14 protein-coding genes are annotated in these 19,616 nt (G+C 59.5%); 7 read left to right on the top strand and 7 right to left on the bottom strand.

The genetic code is table 11. From position 1 onward, the window contains the following. Positions 1–67: 67 nt before the first annotated feature. From C8265_RS04355 to C8265_RS04375, 5 genes are all read right to left on the bottom strand, one after another. Positions 68–3,439 (bottom strand): ATP-binding protein, encoded by a 3,372-nt coding sequence (locus tag C8265_RS04355; RefSeq protein WP_164512267.1) that lies wholly within the window; start codon positions 3,437–3,439, stop codon positions 68–70. Continuing rightward, positions 3,439–4,692, bottom strand: coding sequence for a metallophosphoesterase family protein (locus C8265_RS04360; RefSeq protein ID WP_108482759.1), 1,254 nt, complete (start codon positions 4,690–4,692; stop codon positions 3,439–3,441). Before C8265_RS04360 ends, C8265_RS04355 begins: the two co-directional genes overlap by 1 nt. Before the next feature lie 147 nt (positions 4,693–4,839). After that, complete coding sequence (locus C8265_RS04365) at positions 4,840–5,430, bottom strand: rhodanese-like domain-containing protein (RefSeq protein WP_108482760.1); 591 nt, start codon at positions 5,428–5,430, stop codon at positions 4,840–4,842. A 205-nt stretch (positions 5,431–5,635) separates the two neighbouring features. Then, positions 5,636–5,971: a carboxymuconolactone decarboxylase family protein gene (locus C8265_RS04370; RefSeq protein WP_108482761.1), complete on the bottom strand. Its 336-nt coding sequence runs from the start codon at positions 5,969–5,971 to the stop codon at positions 5,636–5,638. A 219-nt stretch (positions 5,972–6,190) separates the two neighbouring features. Further along, complete coding sequence (locus C8265_RS04375; RefSeq protein ID WP_108482762.1) at positions 6,191–7,093, bottom strand: LysR family transcriptional regulator; 903 nt, start codon at positions 7,091–7,093, stop codon at positions 6,191–6,193. A 122-nt stretch (positions 7,094–7,215) separates the two neighbouring features. On the opposite strand from C8265_RS04375, the gene xdhA reads away from it, so the two are divergent. The 5 genes from xdhA (at position 7,216) to guaD (ending at position 14,926) form a co-directional block, all read left to right on the top strand. Beyond that, positions 7,216–8,673: a xanthine dehydrogenase small subunit gene (xdhA, locus tag C8265_RS04380; protein ID WP_108482763.1), complete on the top strand. Its 1,458-nt coding sequence runs from the start codon at positions 7,216–7,218 to the stop codon at positions 8,671–8,673. An 83-nt stretch (positions 8,674–8,756) separates the two neighbouring features. After that, on the top strand, positions 8,757–11,078 hold the full coding sequence (gene xdhB, locus C8265_RS04385; RefSeq protein WP_108482978.1) for a xanthine dehydrogenase molybdopterin binding subunit: 2,322 nt from the start codon (positions 8,757–8,759) through the stop codon (positions 11,076–11,078). Positions 11,079–11,082: 4 nt separating this feature from the next. Beyond that, positions 11,083–11,898 carry a xanthine dehydrogenase accessory protein XdhC gene (xdhC, locus tag C8265_RS04390; RefSeq protein ID WP_108482764.1) on the top strand — a complete coding sequence of 272 codons (816 nt, stop codon included), beginning with the start codon at positions 11,083–11,085 and terminating at the stop codon, positions 11,896–11,898. A gap of 58 nt (positions 11,899–11,956) precedes the next feature. Continuing rightward, on the top strand, positions 11,957–13,561 hold the full coding sequence (locus C8265_RS04395; RefSeq protein ID WP_108482765.1) for a xanthine/uracil/vitamin C permease: 1,605 nt from the start codon (positions 11,957–11,959) through the stop codon (positions 13,559–13,561). 57 nt (positions 13,562–13,618) lie between these two features. Continuing rightward, positions 13,619–14,926: a guanine deaminase gene (gene guaD / locus C8265_RS04400; RefSeq protein ID WP_108482766.1), complete on the top strand. Its 1,308-nt coding sequence runs from the start codon at positions 13,619–13,621 to the stop codon at positions 14,924–14,926. 9 nt (positions 14,927–14,935) lie between these two features. Here the strand turns inward: guaD and C8265_RS04405 are convergent, their stop codons facing one another. Continuing rightward, positions 14,936–15,868, bottom strand: a complete 933-nt coding sequence (locus C8265_RS04405; protein WP_108482767.1) for an MYG1 family protein — start codon at positions 15,866–15,868, stop codon at positions 14,936–14,938. A 170-nt stretch (positions 15,869–16,038) separates the two neighbouring features. After that, complete coding sequence (locus C8265_RS04410) at positions 16,039–16,350, bottom strand: ETC complex I subunit (protein WP_108482768.1); 312 nt, start codon at positions 16,348–16,350, stop codon at positions 16,039–16,041. A gap of 335 nt (positions 16,351–16,685) precedes the next feature. On the opposite strand from C8265_RS04410, the gene uvrB reads away from it, so the two are divergent. After that, positions 16,686–18,872 carry an excinuclease ABC subunit UvrB gene (gene uvrB, locus C8265_RS04415; RefSeq protein ID WP_108482769.1) on the top strand — a complete coding sequence of 729 codons (2,187 nt, stop codon included), beginning with the start codon at positions 16,686–16,688 and terminating at the stop codon, positions 18,870–18,872. A gap of 63 nt (positions 18,873–18,935) precedes the next feature. Next, the gene (locus tag C8265_RS04420; RefSeq protein WP_108482770.1) at positions 18,936–19,601 is read left to right on the top strand and encodes a hypothetical protein; all 666 of its coding nucleotides are present in this window, start codon (positions 18,936–18,938) and stop codon (positions 19,599–19,601) included. Positions 19,602–19,616 lie beyond the last annotated feature (15 nt).

The following is a 19,616-nucleotide window of genomic DNA, read 5'->3' on the forward strand; positions in this document are numbered from 1 at the left end:
CTTTGACATAAATATAGAGGTTAAATGCCATTTGGCAAGATTTCGTTTCCGGCGCGACCGCCCTGCCCTAATTGAACTGATGCAGGTCGATCACCCGGGCCTCGGGAAAGGCGGCGCGCGCGATATCGCACAGATGTTGGTGGTGGGTCAGGTAAATCACCTGCCCCGTGCGCGACATGTCGCCCAACAGGGCAAACGCCTGTTCGGCGCGGCTGTCATCAAAGGTTTCCATGATGTCATCGGCGATGAACGGCACCGGTGGCCGCGATTTGGCCAATTCGTGATAACCCGCAATCCGCAGCGCCAGATACAACTGAAACCGCGTGCCTTTTGACAGATCGGTGGCCAGTTTCGCGCCGCCCTGATCAGGGATCGCCACCAACACTTCGCTGTCGCCCTTTGGCTGCGCGGCAAGACCGGAATACGCCCCAAGGGTCAGTTTGGAAAACGCCCCCGAGGCACGGGCCAACATGGCACTGCGGTGGCTGTCGCGATACTGGCGCAGGCCCTGTTCAAACGCCATCAGGGCAAAACGTTGCGCCAGATGCGCGCGCGTCTGATCTTTTAGCTCGTTCAACAGATTGGCCCGCTCTGCGGCAATCCGGGCCACGGCATCGTCACCGCCAACCGCCGCCAGCGCGCGCTTTGCCTCGGTCAGGGCGGCAAAACATGCCTCTGATTCAGAGCGCGCCAGAGACACCTGATCGTGCAATTCCGCCGCCTCGGATTCCAGGGTTTGCGCGTCGCGGTCCGGCGCCGGATGCTGGGCCAGTTCCGCCTCAAGCTCGGCGATGGATCGGCGCAACCGGGTGGCGCGCAAACACTCTGCCATATGATCCGCCAAGGTGCCATCGCCCGCCCAATTCAGGCGCTCGCCCAAGGTGCGCGCCTGTTGGTTCAGGGCATCGATCTGGGCCTGATCCCCGGCTTGGGCCTGCTGTTCCCTCGCAAGATCGGCGGTGATCCGGGCATGATCCTGTTCGGCCTTCTGCGCCGCGGTCTGGCGATCAATCACACCCGACCACGGCTGATCCGCAGGCAGCGACAGCGCGGCAAGGATACCACCCGCACAGGTGTGAAAGGCGTGACTGTTGGCCTCCATCTTGGCGATGCGGCCTTGCAATTCTGCCCGCTCGCCCGCGGCACGGCCCAAATGATCAAGATCATCCAGAAACGCCGCCAGCGCTGGATCGTCTTCGTCCAATTGGGCCAGGGCGGTGCCACTGCACGCGGCGCGCCAGTCTTGTTGCCAAGTGGCCAGATCGCGCGCGGCGGCGTCCAGATCGCTTTGCCGGGCCTTCAGGTCGTCGTGCATTTCGGCAAGGCGCAGTGCCGCCTGTTTTTGCCGATCCATCAGATCAAGGCGGCCCAATGCCTCGGCCAGCAGTCCGGCAAAACCGGTGCTTTCAGGCAGGCGCAGCGCGCGCGCCAACTGCGCCGCCGCCTCGGTCAAATCGGCCTGTGCCTGTGATCGCAGCGCGCGCGCGTGATCGCGGTTTTGCACAGCCTCCAGCGCCCGGTCACGCAGATCAAGCCAACGCTGCATATCCCCAAGGCTGGCCCCCGGCAAACCAAGGGCGGCGGCACAATCGTCAACCGCCTGTTCATGGGCCTGCTGCGCGGCCTGTTTCGCCTGCCAATCGGCCTCTTTTGCGGCGACATCAGCGGTCAGTCGGGTCAGCGCTGCCTGCCCTTCGATCCGCTGCCGCTGGGCGGCTGTGGCTTCGCCGATATGCACCGTGATCCGGTCATCCAGACGCAGTGCCGTTTCAAATTCCGCCGCGGTTGCCGGGGTCATCCGGGCCAGATGGGTGGCCCAGGCCGCCTCGCGTTGGCGGCGCGCGTCGGTTGCATCGCTCAGGGTGGGCGCACCGGGAATATCGGCGGGCATGGTCTGATGCGCGGCGGCCAGATAGGCCTGACTACGCTCTTTGGCGTGGGCGGCATCGCTCAGATCCTGTCGGATTGTATGTTCTGCTGTGGCCCAGGCGGTGATCTGCCAGGGGGCGGGCACGTCTTGCGCCACCAGGTCGGCCGCCGTGCCACGCCAGGGGGCCAATGCCTGAATCGCGCGATCCAGATCACTATCGCGCGCCGCACAGTCATGTTCGGCCCGCGACAACACCGCCTCGGGGTCCGTGCTGCGCAGACGGGACACCAGATGCGACAGGCTGCGCAGATCCTGTTCAGGGGCCGGATCCCCCAGCGTTTCACGGCTGTTGCGCAAACGGTTTTCCGCCACGCGGGTTTCTTCCTGCGCCTTTTGATGGGCAAGGGTCACAACATCCCGGCGCGCCACCAAGGCGCGCAGCCGCGCCAGTATCGGCGATGCAATCGCATGTTCGGCGGCATCGCCCGATAGGCCCAGTTCGGCCATCTGGCGCGCCAGATCGGCATCGCGTTTTGCAAGAGTATCGCGCCGACGGGGAAGATCGGCCAAGGCGGCATGGTGCAACGGGTGCAGGCCCGCTGCCTCGGCGATCTGATCGGTCAAGGCCAGGATCGCGGGATCACAGCACAGCGCATTGATGCGCCGTTCGTGTTCGGCAATGGTTTCGGCGCGCAGGGTGATTTGCGCGCCACGTTCGCGCAGGGTTTGCTCAATATCCTGCAGACTGCGCGCATCGGCATCGGTCACATCCGGCAGAGTGGCAAGCGGGGCAAGTTCGGTGCGCATTTTTGCCAGCCGTGCCTGTTGGGGCAGCATCGCCAAGGTTGTTTCGATCTGTTTCAGGGCCGCAGTTGCGGTTTTTTCGGTCTGGCGCGCCGCCTCCCATGCCTTTTGCGCCGCGCCCACCTCGCGCTGGAGTTTTTGCGCGGCACTGGCCGAAACATCCAGATCGCGCCGCTGCCGATCCAGATTTTGCAACGCCTCTTTGGCGGCTTTCAGCGTGGTATTGCGCGCCCGGGGCTTGTGAAAGCCATCCAGTTCTTTGCGAATTGTATCGAGTTGCGGGCCAAGCCCGGCCAATCCGGCACTGGCGGAAAACAGCATCTCACCCAGATCCCCCCTGCTGGACAGGATCGATTCACCGCCCTGTTCCAGCGTATCGTCATCCAACGAAAACATCGCCCCGTATCCATCACGGCCCAGCCCGGCCAGGGCCGCCTGCATCGTTGCCTCGGGCAGGGTATTGCCCATGTTGTCCTGCAAACTTGGCCCATTGCGTTTCACCCGCACCACATCCAGCGTGCCGTTTGCATGGGTCAGTTCCGCCCCGATCTGAAGGGTTGGGCCGGGGTGCAGAAAATCATACCGGGTGCGCACCGGAATTCCATAAAGCAGATCAAGCCAGGCAGAGAACAGCGTGGATTTGCCCGCCTCGTTGCGACCAAAAATGATGTGCAGATCCGGCGCACCCGCCGTGGGGGCGGGAAATTGCAACTGCGCATCGCTAAAGCGGCCATAACGGGTCAGATCCAGACGGTTAAGACGCATCAGCCCGCCTCGCCAATCGTGAGGCGCGGCAAAAGCTGTGCTGTGCCCTCGGCCAGAAGGGTGGCGCATTGGGCACGCAGGGCGGCCTCATCCTCGCCCAGAAGATCGCGCAGATCGGCGGGCAGATTGCCCAGCATATCCTGTGCCACATCGCCAAGGGCCGCCAACAGCGCCGGATCATTGGCCAAATCGGTGGCGACAATCTGTACCAGTTCGCCCGGCAGATCGGTCTGGGCAGGGCCACGGGCGGTGGTGCGGTTTTCAACCTTGTCGATCCAGACACCGGGCAAGGTTTCGGCGATGGCTTTTGCCTCTTGCACCAGGCGATCCTGATCGCGGGCAATGCGAAATGCCAGCGGCGTCTGCCCCAAAAGCCGTGGACGCAGCACCAGATGATCTTCGGTGCGCGCCTGTGATCCGGCGGTTTCTATCGCGCGGGCAAGGGCGGAAACCGCCGCCGACCAATCATCAATCCCGGCCAGATCGACGGTAACGCGATCAAACCGCAAACTGGCAACGCCGCGCTGTTCCAGCGTCAGATTGCCGTCATCGCCCAGCGTCGCCAAAGTGACCGAACGCGCGCCCGCCTCACCAATATCGCGCCCTTGCGGGATGCCGGGCATGACCACGGTGGATTGGCCCGTATGCACATCGCGTTTGTGAATATGGCCCAGCGCCCAATAATCATATCCATGGGCATCCAGCGCGCCAAGGCTGCAGGGGGCATAGACATCATGCTGCGCGCTGCCATTCAAACTGGTGTGCATGATCCCGATGTTGAAGGCCCCCGCAACCGGCGCGGGATATTTCGGCAACAGGCTTTCGGGGATGGACCCATCGCAAAACGACAGGCCATGCACCGCGATGGTATGACCGCCCGCCTCAAACTGTTCAGTGCCCGGTTTGGTGGCAAAAATATGGGTGCCGGGGGGCGGCACCAGTTCCCTGGTGATTTTTGAGGCGGCGTCGTGATTGCCGCGAATGATAAAACAGCGGATACCGGCGTCGGACAGGCGGGTCAGTTCCTGTTTCAAAAACCGCGGTGTCTTGGCCGAAACCTGTGATCCGTCCCACAGATCCCCGGCAATCACCACCGCATCGACAGCCTCGTTCAAGGCCAGATCGACAATCCGGGTCAACACCGTGCGGCTGGCCACGCCCACCTCGGCCGCAAGATCGGGATCGCGCAGCGCCAAAGACACCAATGGCGAATCCAGATGCAGATCGGCGGTGTGAAGAAAACGAAAGCTCACCGAAACATGTACCCTGCCGTTGCCCGCCCCCCGAATTGGGGGCGCACCACCATGCTGTCAGGCAAATCGAGCAAAAACAAGGCGGTGCAGCGCCTGATCCGCCAAATCCCGATGGGGCAATGCGAAAGTTCGGGCCGAAAGGCCGGGTTATTCGCCCCCTGTCACCGTCAGCCCCAGCAACCGCCAGGTTTGCATCCCGCCCCGATAATAGGAAATACGCTCGGCGGGATACCCTTCTTCGATCATGTTGCGGATTGCGGTTGGGGATTGGCCACACCACACACCATTGCAAAACAGCGCCACAGGTTTGGCATTTTCACAATCCCAACCGTCAAAATCCGGCTCGCAGCCCAGCTGCGCCAGTTCATCCACGACATAGGTATAGGGAATGTTGATCGCGCCCGGGATCGTGCCGCCAAGAAACCAGTCGCTGGTGCGGCTGTCCACCACCGTGGCGTTGGGGTCTTGCAACATTTCGATCAATTCCAGCTCGCCGATCGTGTGTACGCCGGGGGCGGGTGAATGGGGCTGAATGCAAAATTCGGGGCACGGGCGCGATGTGCGGGCCCATTCATCACTGATCAAGTGGTCGGTATCCTGAATCCGGCTGATCTCAACCGCGCCTGACGGGGTTTGCACCGTGGCCGAATGCATGTCTTTGCTGATGCCCACTGCACCCTCGGCCAATGCGGCCCCGGCGCCCAGGGTCAGGGCAAGTGTCAATGCGAATTGTTTCATGGCGTGTCCTCCGAATGTTTCACATTCATAAATCTGGCATGTCTGCGGCATGGCGCCCGGGCCTTGCACAGACCCCGACCCATATCAGATTACTCAAGGCACGGCCAACTCTCCAAAAAAATTGGCCCCATGGTGCAAAAATTCCGGTTCTACGCGGGGCGCATCCCGGGGAGAGTGAGGCCATAACCGGCCTCACCCGCCCGCATCACGCGGTCAGTTCGTCGTAACATTCCAACGCTTTGGCGGCGTACATCATGGCCGGGCCACCGCCCATCTGGATCGACATGGCCAACACATCGCCCAATTCTTCGCGGGTTGCACCCGCCTTGATCAAGGCTTCGACATGCAGGGAAATGCATGGTTCGCACCGCACCGCGATGGAAATGCCCAGCGCGATGAATTCCTTGGTCTTGAAATCCAACGTGCCGCCTTCCTTGACGGTTTTTCCCATGGCGTTGAACGCCTGGGTGGTGTTTGAAATTGCACCGTTCAGGGTGCGCAGCCCATTGCGGGTTTCGCCAAGTTTGTCTTTCCACGTCATTGCATACACTCACTTCGGTAAAATCTGTGATTTGATTACCCGACGACACAGCCTGATACTTTGATCTGGGTCAAGGGGCGGGGGGCATCGGGCCATGCAACCGGCACGGCATTTACGGGCGATCCAGCTCCGTCTCTCGTCCAGGATGGGCGCGTTAAAATCTTTGCCCACCGCATTGACCGAAATCCACTGATCGCACCGAAATGCCAACACCGCTTTCTAGCTGGCCGACAGCGTTTCACGGCAGCGCGCCAGCAGGAAATCGATGAACAGGCGCACCTTGTTATCCTGTAAACGCCGGTGTGGATACAGGCACCCGAACAGTGCCGGTTCGGGCGGGGTTTCGGGCAATATTTCAACCAATGCGCCGGATTTCAGATGATCGGCAATGTCAAACCGCGCCTTGTTGACGATGCCGCGCCCGGCCAGGGCCCAGCCGGTCAGAACATCACCATCGTCGCAATCGTAACTGCCCGACACATCCATGCGCAACGGGCCCTGTGCGGTTGCCAATGTCCAATACCATTCGGGTGAGCGGGGATAGCGCAGCAGCAAACAGTTGTGCCGCCGCAAATCGTTGGGCACCTGTGGCGTGCCGCGTTTTGCCAGATACGCGGGCGCGGCGCATAAAACCCGGGGGGTATCCATGATTTTGCGCAGCTTCAGGTTTGAATCCGGCGGGCGGCCCACAAACAGGGCCACATCCAGACCATCCTCAAGCAGATCAACCTTGCGATCCGACAGGCGCAGCCGCACCGATACCTCGGGATAGCGATCCACAAATTCGGGGATCAGCGGTGCCACCACCCGTTTACCCACGCCCAACGGGGCCGACACATGCACCGTGCCATGGGGATTGTGGGAAAAATCCGATATCGCCGCCTCGGCATCTTCCAGGGATTGCACGACGCGCCGGGCATGATCGTAAAACGCCAACCCGACTTCGGTGGGTGACAATTTGCGCGTGGTGCGGTTGAACAGGCGCACATCCAGCCGCCGCTCCAATTCCTTGATCCGGTTGCTGGCTACGGCAGGGGTCAGGCGCAAATCCCGCCCCCCGGCAGTGATACTGCCCAGTTCCACAACCCTGACAAACACTTTCAGGCTTTCGAGATAGGGCATGCGCGCCTCTGATTATCTACGATTCGTTGAAAGAGTATACCTGACTGCGCTGTATTTTGAACAATCATAATCGGGCATAACCATCCTGCGCGCAGATGTCTGACTGCGCCAAAGGGGGATATATGACAGCCAGATCCGAAATTCGGTTCGTTCTGAACGACCGCGATGTCACGCTCGGCGCGGTCGGGGCCAGCGACACGTTGCTGGATTTTCTGCGCATCGACCGCCGCCTGACCGGCAGCAAGGAAGGCTGTGCCGAGGGCGATTGCGGGGCCTGCACCGTGTTGGTGGGCCGGTTGCAAAACAGCACATTGCGCTATGAGCCGGTGAATGCCTGTATTCGCCTGCTGGCCTCATTGGATGCCTGCCATGTTGTATCAATCGAATACCTGTCCGGCCCCACGGGAAAGCTGCATCCGGTACAACAGGCCATGGTCGATCATCACGGCAGCCAATGTGGCTTTTGCACCCCCGGTTTCGTGATGTCGCTGTATGCGCTGTGGATGGAAAACCCCGACCCCAGCGAAACCCAGATTGAAACCGCGCTTCAGGGCAATCTGTGCCGCTGTACCGGATATGAGCCGATCATCAAGGCCGCGAAGGCGATGACAACCCTGGGCAGCCCCGCCGACGATGCCCTGACCCAAGAGCGCGCTGCCATGCGCGCGAAACTGGCTGATCTGCAAGACGGGCGGCGGGTTGAGGTGGCAAAGGGCAACAGCCGATGCATCCTGCCCGCCTCGGTCGATGATTTGGCCGATGTGTTGGTCCACACCCCCGATGCGACCATAATCGCCGGGGCCACAGATGTGGGCCTGTGGGTGACGAAATTTCTGCGTGATATATCGCCGGTGGTGTTTTTGGGCCATCTTGATGAATTGCGCCGACTGGATGTAACCGATCAGGCAATCGAAATCGGCGCCGGAGTCAGCTATACCGACAGCCGCGCCGCGATGGCGGCGGATTATCCGCATCTTGGCCCATTCTGGGATCGGATCGCGGGCTGGCAAATCCGCAGCATGGGCACCATCGGCGGCAATGTCGCCAACGGATCGCCCATTGGGGATACGCCACCGGTTCTGATCGCCCTGGGCGCATCAATCACCCTGCGCCGTGGCACTGACAGGCGCACCATGGCGATCGAGGATTTCTTTATCGACTATGGCAAACAGGATATGGCCAAGGGCGAGTTTCTGGAAACCATCACCGTGCCCCGCCCCGCCCCCGGCACGCGCCACGCTGCATACAAGATTTCAAAACGGCGCGATGAGGATATCTCATCGGTCTGTGCGGCGTTCAATATTACCGTTGAGGGCGGCAAAATCACCGCCGCGCGCATTGCCTTTGGCGGCATGGCCGCCACCCCCAAACGCGCCGCACAGGTGGAAGCGGCCCTTGTTGGCGCGGATTGGAGCGAGGCGGCGCTGCTGAATGCCGCCACGCGTCTGGGCGATGATTTCACCCCGCTCAGCGATTGGCGCGCCTCATCCGATTACCGCCTACAGGTGTCAAAAAACCTGTTTCGCCGGTTCTGGCTGGAACAGCAGGGCGGCGATGCCCCGGTTCGGTTAAGTGCATGAAAGAGGGCCAGCAGATGAATAAAACGATTCAAACCCCCGTAAAAACCGACAAACGCAAAGATCCGCCCGTGGCCCAACACCTGATGCGCGCCGATCAAAGCCGCGACACGATCAAGGGCGGCGTCAGCAAGGATTTGCGCCACGACAGCGCGATCAAACACGTCACCGGACGCGCCGATTATTGCGATGACATTCCTGAACCAATTGGCACGCTGCACGCCTATCTGGGCCTGTCGACGCGCGCCCATGCGATGATCCGCGATCTTGATCTGACCGCCGTGCGCGCCGCCCCCGGTGTCGTTGATGTGTTGACCGCCCGCGACATTCCCGGCGTCAACGATGTGTCGCCCACCGGGCGCGATGACGAACCGATTTTCGCCACGGAAAAGGTTGAATTCTGGGGGCAGCCGATGTTCGCCGTGATCGCCGAAACCCGCGATGCAGCGCGGCGCGCGGCGAAACTGGTGCAGGTGGATTATGAAGACCTGCCCCATGCCTTGGATGTGAAAACGGCACAAGAGGCGGGCACCGGATATGTCACGCCGCCCCTGACCCTGAAACGTGGCGCGGCGGTGGATGCGATGGAACAGGCGCGTCACCGGATCAAGGGGCAAATGGCCGTCGGTGGACAGGATCACCTGTATCTTGAGGGGCATATCGCCTTTGCCATTCCCGGCGAAGATGACGATGTGGTGGTTCATTCCTCAACCCAGCATCCAAGCGAGGCACAGCATATGGTCGCCCATGTTCTGGGCGTGCCATCCAACGCCGTGACGATCAACGTGCGCCGAATGGGTGGCGGGTTTGGCGGCAAGGAAACCCAGATGAACCTGTTTTGCGCCGTGGCGGCGGTGGCGGCGAAAAAGCTCAACCGCGCGGTAAAACTCCGCCCGGATCGCGATGACGATATGACCGCGACCGGCAAACGCCATGACTTCGTGATCGATTACGAGGTGGGGTTTGACGATGATGGGGTGATTCAGGCCGTCACCGGCGATTTTGCCGCGCGCTGTGGCTTTTCATCGGATTTATCGGGGCCTGTCACGGATCGCGCTCTGTTTCATGCCGATAATGCCTATTATTATCCCAACGTTTTGCTGAATTCCCATCCGTTGAAAACCAACACTGTGTCCAACACCGCCTTTCGCGGTTTCGGTGGGCCACAGGGGGTGATTGCCGCCGAACGGATGATCGAGGAAATCGCCTATCACCGGGGCGTTGACAGTTTGGAGATTCGCAAGCGCAACTTTTACGGCGAAAACGGGCGCGATGTGACGCCCTATCACCAGACGGTCGAAGACAATATCGCGCCGCGCATCGTGGCGGAATTGGAACACACCGCCGATTATCAGGCCCGCCGCCGCGCGGTGCTCGATTGGAACGCAAAGGGCGGCATCATCCGCAAGGGGATTGCCCTGACGCCAGTGAAATTCGGCATTTCGTTCACCGCCACATGGTACAATCAGGCGGGCGCGTTGCTGCATATTTATTCGGACGGGTCGATCCATCTGAACCATGGCGGCACGGAAATGGGCCAGGGATTGAACACCAAGATCGCGCAGGTCGTCGCAGATGCGCTTCAGGTGGATTTTGACAAGATCAAGATCACCAAAACCACGACCGAAAAGGTGCCAAATACCTCGGCCACGGCGGCCTCTTCGGGGTCTGATTTGAACGGTATGGCGGCGCTGGATGCGGCGATGCAGATCAAACAGCGCCTGATTGATTTCGCCGCACAGCATTGGAAAACCGACGCCGAAAATGTGCGCTTTGTCGCCAATGCGGTGCAGATCGGCGATGAAACGATCCCGTTTGCCGATTTCATTCGCGCCGCTTATTTGGCGCGCATCCATCTTTCGGCCGCCGGGTTTTACAAGACACCGAAAATCCATTGGAACCGCGACACCGGCAAGGGGCGGCCGTTTTATTATTACGCCTATGGCGCCGCCTGTTCCGAAGTGTCGGTTGACACCCTGACCGGGGAATACCGGGTTGAACGTACCGATATCCTGCATGATGTGGGGCGATCCCTGAACCCGATACTGGACAAGGGGCAGGTTGAAGGCGCGTTCATTCAAGGCATGGGGTGGCTGACCACGGAAGAATTGTGGTGGGATAAGCAGGGGCAATTGCGCACCCACGCGCCATCGACCTATAAAATTCCGCTGGCATCCGACCGACCGCGTGAATTTAACGTTGCCTTTGCCACATGGTCGGAAAACCGCGAAAACACCATCAAACGCTCAAAGGCGGTGGGTGAGCCGCCCTTCATGTTGGGCATTTCGGTGTTTGAGGCTCTGTCGCACGCGGTGGCCAGTGTGGCCAATTACAAAACCTGCCCGCGGCTTGATGCGCCCGCCACACCAGAACGGGTGCTCATGGCGGTTGAGCGGTTGCGGGGCTAGGGCGATGGATCTTGCCGCCTTCCTGAACCGTCACGCCGATGTCATTCACATTCGTCTGACACAGGTGCGCGGATCATCCCCGCGCGAAGAGGGGGCCGAAATTTTCGTCGCCCCCACGGCGGTGCAGGGCACGATTGGCGGTGGCCAACTTGAATATATGGCCATCGACACGGCGCGCGTGATGCTGCGCACTGGCGCGCAATCGGAAGATATGGATGTGCCGCTTGGCCCGGAAATCGGCCAATGTTGCGGCGGGCGCGTCACCCTGACCCTGACCCGGATGAGTGATGCCGACCGAACCGCTGCCTTGGCCGATGAGGCCCAACGCCATGCCGCCCGCCCCCATGTTTACGTTTTGGGGGCCGGGCATGTGGGCCGCGCCCTGTGCCGGTTGTTTCAATTTCTGCCGGTGCGCTGTGTCTTGATCGACAGCCGCGCGGCCGAGTTGAACCTGTCGGATGCGGCGGTTGAAAAACGCCTGACCCCAATGCCCGAGGCCGACATCCGCGCCGCCCCCCCCAACAGCGCCTTTATCGTGCTGACCCATGATCACGCGCTTGATTTTCTGCTGACCTGTGAAGCGCTGAACCGCCACGATGCCGCCTATGTCGGGTTGATCGGATCAGCCACCAAACGGGAAAAATTCGCGCGCTTTCACCGTGCCCATTCGGGTGGCGCAAACGCCAGCCGCCTGATTTGCCCCATCGGCGCAAACTCCAGCACCGACAAACGCCCCGAAGTCATCGCCGCCTTTGTCATGGCCGAGGTGATGAGCGCACTGAGCGTCCCCCAGACCATACCTGCCAAAATCAACAAATAACCCCATAAACCGCCAGAAAGAAGCGGCCAAAGGTCCAACATTTCCGAGGAGGAAACAGATGTCAGACGCGAGTTATGACTATAAATTGTTCAGCAAAGGCGATTCCAGCGCCTTTTGGGCGCTTTTCACCGACAACCTTGTGAATCTTCTGATCCTGTCCGGCGTGTGCCAGTTTGTGTTTCAGATGCCCGCCGAAATCGTGTTTGGCCGGATCGTGCCGGGTGCGGCAATTGCGATTTTGGCCGGTGTGGTGGTGTACACCCTGTTGGCCAAATGGGCGGCCAACAAACAGGGCAAAGACGTAACCGCCCTGCCCTATGGTATTTCGACGCCGGTGATGTTTGTTTACCTATTCGGCGTGATCGGGCCGATTTATTGGGCCACCAATGATCCGCTTTTGGCTTGGCAGGTCGGGATTGGCGCGGGTTTCATGGGCGGGATCGTGGCGGCCCTGGGGGCGATTGTCGGCCCCTATCTGAAACGGATCACGCCGCGCGCCGGGATGTTGGGCACGTTGTGTGGTATCGCGCTGGTGTTCATCGGATCGGTGCCGTTGGCGGAAATCTTTGAACATCCGATCATCGGGTTCACATCGCTTATGTTCATCCTGTGGGGGCTGATTGGCCGCTTTCGCCTGCCGGGCAATGTGCCTGCCGGATTGGTGGCGATTGCCGTTGGTACGATCATCGCGATCTTTCTGGGGCAGTCGTCGTTCGACACCTCAGGCATCGGATTTTACCCGCCCGTGCCGTATTTTGGCGATATGTTTGCGGGCATCCAATATCTGTTTGCCAATCCCGAACTGTTTCTGGTGCTGATCCCGGTGCAGATCTATAACTTTATCGAAACCATGAATAACGTCGAGTCCGCCGAGGCGGCAGGTGACAGTTATCCGGTGGGCCTGTGTCAGGTGACCGATGGGGCCGGCACGATGATTGGCGCGCTGTTTGGTTCCCCCTTTCCTACCACGGTTTATATCGGCCACCCGGCGTATAAACGTCTGGATGCGCGCGCCGGGTATATCATCGGCGTGGCCGTGGTGATTGCCGCTGCTGCATTCCTTGGCTTTCTGTCTTTCCTTGCCGGGCTGATCCCGATTGCCGCCGCCGCGCCAGTGTTGGTTTTTGTATCGGTCAGCCTGATCACCAACACCGCCTTTGCCGTCAAACCGGCGCATATGGCCGCGGTTGCCTTTGCGATCCTGCCGCATATTTCGGCGTTTTTGATCACCAAATGGGGGTCTTTGATCAACGCCCTGCGCTCAACCGGGGTTGAGGGGTTGCCCGCCTTGGGCGATGGCGAACTGACCGCCGCGTTACTGATGGAGGGCGCCCATTACGACGGCCACCTGGCCCTGTCACAAGGGGCGATCATCACCGGTCTGGTCTGGGGCGCGATCGTGGCCGATGTGATTGACGGACGGTTCAAATATGCCGGCGGCTTTGCCATCGCCGCGGCGGTCATGTCATCGGTCGGAGTGATCCACAGCTATACGCTTCAACTACCGCAGTTTGACGGGATCACGATTGGATACCTGATCATCGGGGTGTTCATGGTAATGTATCCCAAATTCGCCCCCAAGGACGATCTGCAACATCGGATCATCGTACCGGACGAGCCTGATTTTCTTGACGATAACAGCCCGGCGTTTGACCGCGCCTGAGGTGTAACAAGGCAAGGCGGCCCATTGGTGGCCTTGCCCCTTAAAAAGGTATGTCCGATGACCGATACTTTGCTGCGCGGGCGGTTTTTGACGTTTCACCGCGAACCCACAGGTGCAGAAGATGCCAGCGCCCATACCTATGTCGAAGATGGCGCGATCCTGATGCGACAGGGCCGGATCGTGGCCACCGGCGATTACGCCGATGTGGCGGCAACTGCAGGCGATGCAGCGGTCATCGATCACCGCCCGCATTTGATGATGGCGGGGTTTATCGACACCCACATTCATTTTCCACAGGTACAGATCGTGGCAAGCTGGGGCAGTCAATTGTTGGACTGGCTGAATGGCTATACTTTTCCTGCCGAGGCGGAATTTGGCAATGCCCAACATGCCCGGGCCATGGCGGGGCAATTCTGTACGCTGTTGACCGATCACGGCACGACAACGGCGGTGGCGTTTTGTTCGGTACACAAAGCATCGGCCGACGCCCTGTTTTCCGAGGCCGCAGATCGCAACATGCGGATCATCGCGGGCAAAACCATGATGGACCGCAACGCGCCCGATGCCGTGTTGGACACGTCGCAATCGGGCTATGACGACAGTAAAGAACTGATCGCCGCCTGGCATGGCAAGGGGCGGGCGTCTTATGCGATCACGCCGCGCTTTGCCATCACGTCATCGCCGGAACAGTTGCAAATGGCCAACGCGTTGGTGGGCGAACATCCCGAATGTTATGTGCAAACCCATCTGTCGGAAAACCACGATGAAATCGCGTTCACTGCCGAATTGTACCCGGACGCGCGCGATTATCTGGATGTTTACGAAACCTATGGCCTGTTGGGCAAACGCACGCTTTTGGGTCACGCCATCCACCTGAAACAGCGCGAGGTTGAGGCGATTGCCCAAACCGGCGCGCATCCGGTATTTTGCCCCACGTCCAACCTGTTTCTGGGCAGTGGCCTGTTTGATGATGCAGGCCTGCGCGCCCACGGAATTTCAAGCGGGATCGCAACCGATATCGGTGGCGGCACCAGTTATTCGATGCTGCAAACCCTGAACGAAGGCTACAAGGTGTTGCAGTTGCAAAACCAAAGCCTGCATGCCTTGCGCGCCTTTTACTGGATCACGCGGGGCAATGCCGATGTCTTGAGCATGGCTGACAGGATCGGAACGCTGGATCCCGGAACCGAGGCGGATATTGTGGTGCTGGACCCCCGCGCCACCCCTGCCATGGCCTTGCGCATGGGGCGGGCCGAAACATTGGCCGAGGAATTGTTTGCCTTGCAGATCATGGGCGATGACCGCGCCATCGTGCAAACCTATGTGGCGGGCGCGCCGCAAAAAGGCGCAACACTGCACCCCTGACACGCAAGCTCAGGGGTTTTGGGCCAAGGCGTCGGCCACCGCTGCATCTGCCATTTTCAATATCGCCTCGCGCGATGCGGCCACCGCAATGAACCGCCCGTTATGGCAAAACTTTGCCCCCGCGACGCCGCTCGCCATTTGCAGTGCTTCATCGGTCAACCCGGCCCAGGCGGCAGGCAGATCGGCGCGGTTTTCGAACGTATCGTCACCTTGGCGGATCGTGGTCAGCGCCCAATCGGTGCCGCGCGGATGAATGACAAACAAAAGATGGTCGGCCCCCGCCTTTTCAACGCCCGCACGAAACGGCATTCCCATTGGCAACTCCAGAATGCGCCCATCACCGGCGGCCTCGATGGCGGCCATGACCATGGATTCCGCGCGAAATTTCGCGGCCCTGCGTTTGATTTGCGCCTCGACAAAAGCGCGGGCCACCGGCAGGGCGGCCATGAAAGCACGATCATCAGCGCCCTCTTCGCGATCATCAAACACAGTTTTCAGGCTTTCCAGCAGAACCGGCAATGTCATGGCAGAAAACAGCGGCCCCGCCTCCGAGGTGTTGACCGCGCCATTATCGACAAGATCGACAGGCAAAACGAAACTGCGGTCAAAGGCGCCATGAATCGCCTCGATATCATCGGCAGGCACATCCATGGCGCGCAGGTAGTCGCGGCCATACTGCGCCCAGATCAAACCAAAAGAGCTGTAGGGCTGGCCATCGCTGCGCAGCGGGTTGGGCCGCTGATGATGATCGAAAATCTGCGCCTCGGCATCAAACTGCCCCCCCACGTCATAGATGATCCGGTCGGGGCCGGGGGTGATCCAGGAGGTGTCACGGCTGCGAATCAACCGGGCCTCGGGATACAGCCGCGTCAGGATGACCGATGACAACAATTCATCGGCATGAAAGCCGCCGGAATGGGTGACAAGGTGGGTGATGGTCATCAGGATGCGCTCCGGCAGGGCTTGAAATGAATTGGGCGACCAGAAAGGCCGCCCGTCGGATTGGTGTGAGAAAAGTTGCAATTAGCGCCGAATGCCCCGGAACAATGCCGTGCAGTCCCGCCATAAATACACGAAAAATTCGCGGGCACTTTGCCGCGGTTTACACGATCCTAATGGGTCCAGGATCCACGCCGGTTGGTGGCAAAGTTTTCGCCATAGCCACCCGCGCGGATGTTGGCGCGCCGCGTACGAGGCTGGGTGACAACGGCAACGATGCCGCGATCGTTGGCATATTCCAACGCTTCTTCTTTGGTTTGGAACCGCAGGCGCACCTGGGCCTGGGTGTCGGCGCTGCTGGTCCAGCCCATCAGCGGGTCAATTTCACGGGGCGCGGTGGGGACAAATTCCAGCACCCATTCATGCGTTTTTGCCGTGCCCGACGACATGGCGGTTTTGGCTGGTTTGTAAATGCGCGCGCCCATGGGGTGACCTCCGACTATGGTGCGACAGGTTATTGGCCACAACACCCCGAAAAGCAAGTGGCGGACAGTTAAAAAGCGCTGGTTGCCGAAGCCCGCGCTGGGTGAGCGAGGGGTGGGTGGAAAACGGGGCTTCGGCAACCAGGCCTTGCTGCTTGCCCTTTTAATAACGCATGGGCGGTCTTTTAAAACAAGTATAAAATACAACCCTAGATTGATTAAAATGCCCCACAGAGCCGTTCAGGCGGCTTACTGCCACCGACATCGGCCCCCTTTGGCAAGGCAACGCTTGCAACTGGCCGCGCGGGGGCCATTTATAAGGCAACCAAGGAATTGCCATGCCACATAACAATACCAACGCGATCACCGAGCGCCCAGATGTCTTGACCAAACCCAAACTTGAGGGTGGGCGCGCCTTTCGCATGAACAGCGAATTTTCTCCGGCGGGCGATCAGCCCACCGCGATCAAAGAGATTTCAGCCGCGATCAAGGCGGGCGAGCGCGATCAGGTGTTGTTGGGGGCCACGGGCACCGGCAAAACCTATACGATGGCGAAAGTGATCGAAGAAACCCAACGCCCGGCCATCATTCTGGCACCCAACAAAACCCTAGCGGCGCAGTTATATGGCGAATTCAAAGGTTTCTTTCCCGACAACGCGGTCGAATATTTCGTGTCGTTCTATGACTATTACCAACCCGAAGCCTATGTCGCCCGGTCCGACACCTATATCGAAAAAGAATCCCAGATCAACGAACAGATCGACCGCATGCGCCACTCGGCCACGCGGGCGTTGTTGGAACGCGACGATGTGATCATCGTGGCGTCAGTGTCGTGTATTTACGGCATCGGCTCGGTTGAAACCTATGGCGCGATGACAATCGATCTGATCGCCGGACAGGAATATGACCAGCGACAGGTGATGGCCGATCTGGTGGCCCAGCAGTACAAGCGCAACGATCAGGCGTTTTCGCGCGGCAGTTTCCGGGTGCGCGGTGACAGCCTCGAGATTTTTCCCGCCCACCTTGATGATCGCGCCTGGCGGCTGTCGTTTTTTGGTAATGAATTGGAAGGCATCACCGAATTTGACCCCCTGACAGGGCAAAAAACCGATACGTTCGACCGTATTCGCGTTTACGCCAATTCCCACTATGTGACGCCCCGCCCGACCATGAAACAGGCGGTGATCGAGATTAAAAAAGAGCTGCGGATGCGGCTGGATCAATTGGTGAATGACGGCAAACTGCTTGAGGCGCAGCGCCTGGAACAACGAACCAATTTCGATATTGAAATGCTTGAGGCCACCGGCGTGTGCAACGGCATTGAAAACTATTCGCGCTATCTGACCGGGCGCGCGCCGGGCGAACCGCCCCCCACCCTGTTTGAATTCATCCCCGATAATGCGATTGTGTTTGCCGATGAATCCCACGTGTCCGTGCCGCAAATCGGCGGCATGTACAAAGGCGACTATCGGCGCAAATTCACTTTGGCCGAACACGGTTTCCGCCTGCCGTCGTGCATGGATAACCGCCCGCTGAAATTCGAAGAATGGGATGCCATGCGCCCACAATCGGTGTTTGTGTCGGCCACGCCTGCCGCCTGGGAGATGGAGCAGACCGGCGGTGTGTTTACCGAACAGGTGATCCGCCCCACGGGCCTGATTGATCCATACGTTGAAATCCGCCCTGTTGAAATGCAGGTTGATGATTTGCTCGATGAAATCCGCAAAGTCACGCAAGACGGGTATCGTACACTTTGCACTGTTTTGACCAAACGCATGGCCGAGGATTTAACCGAATATTTACATGAACAGGGCATCAAAGTGCGCTATATGCACAGTGATATCGACACATTGGAACGTATCGAAATCCTGCGCGATCTGCGGCTGGGGGCGTTTGATGTGTTAATCGGCATTAACCTGTTGCGCGAGGGATTGGATATTCCTGAATGTGGGCTGGTGGCCATTCTGGATGCGGACAAGGAAGGGTTCCTGCGCAGTGAAACCAGCCTTGTGCAAACCATCGGCCGGGCCGCGCGCAATGCCGAAGGCCGGGTGATCATGTATGCCGACCGGATCACCGGCAGCATGGAACGGGCGTTGGCCGAAACCGAACGCCGCCGTGACAAACAGATCGCCTATAACACCGAACATAATATCACCCCGGCCACAGTGAAAAAGAACGTCGAAGACGTGCTTTCAGGGCTGTATCAGGGCGATGTCGATATGAACCGGGTCACCGCCACAATCGACAAGGGGCTGTCAGGAAGCAATCTGAAGGCGGTTCTTGACGGATTGCGCACCGATATGCGCAAAGCCGCCGAGAACCTGGAATTCGAAGAGGCCGCGCGCCTGCGTGACGAACTTAAACGTCTGGAAGCGGTGGACCTGACCATCGCCAACGATCCGCTGGCGCGCCAATCGGCGGTGGATGCGGCAAAGGCAGAATCCACCAAGATGGCAGGCCGTTCGACCGCCGGGCGGCCCGGTCAACGCGGCGGCAATGTGCAAAGGCGAAAGAAACGCTAGCGCGGTTAACAATGTGTTAAGATAATCTGTCGCATTCTGCGCATACGGGACAAAGGACTCCGTATGCGCCAAATTCTTTTCGCCATCCTTTTGCTTTTGCCCAATCTGGCCCTGGCCGGGGCTTGGCCGCGCGCCGAGAGCAGCACCTTTGTCGCGCTCAGTTGGAATACCGGCAAAACGGAGTCCGATCAGACCGACGGATATCGGTCATTTTTCCTTGAAACAGGGTTTACGCCAAAAACCACGCTTGTCGTCAAATCCTGGAGCCGAAATGACGGCGCCTATGGTGATCTGGTCGGATCACTCTCTTATCATCCGCAGGCCACGAAAAATGGCCATCAATTTTCGTTTGGTTTGGGATTGGGCGTGCGGCATTTCAAAAATGCCACACCGCGCCCGTTGATCATGCCGACCGTATCTTGGGGCAAAGGGTTTGAAACCCCGCGCGCAAACGGCTGGATGAGCGCCGATCTGACCCTTGGGCACACTGTGGGGCTTGGTGAAACCTGGCACAAGGCGGATTTCACGTTCGGCCTGAAACCCGATGACACGACACATCTTATCCTGCAACTGCGCAGTTTTCATGAACCCCAGGGGCAGGTGACAGCCCTTGCCCCCAGTTATGTCAAAAAACTTCGTGACGGGGTGAATATGGAAATCGGGATGACCTATCGCACGACAGGGCAGAACCGGGTCGGGTTAACCATCGGCAGTTGGATCGAATTTTGATCGATGCAGGGCGGC

This window comes from Oceaniglobus ichthyenteri (assembly GCF_003057885.1).
Lineage (GTDB): Bacteria > Pseudomonadota > Alphaproteobacteria > Rhodobacterales > Rhodobacteraceae > Oceaniglobus > Oceaniglobus ichthyenteri.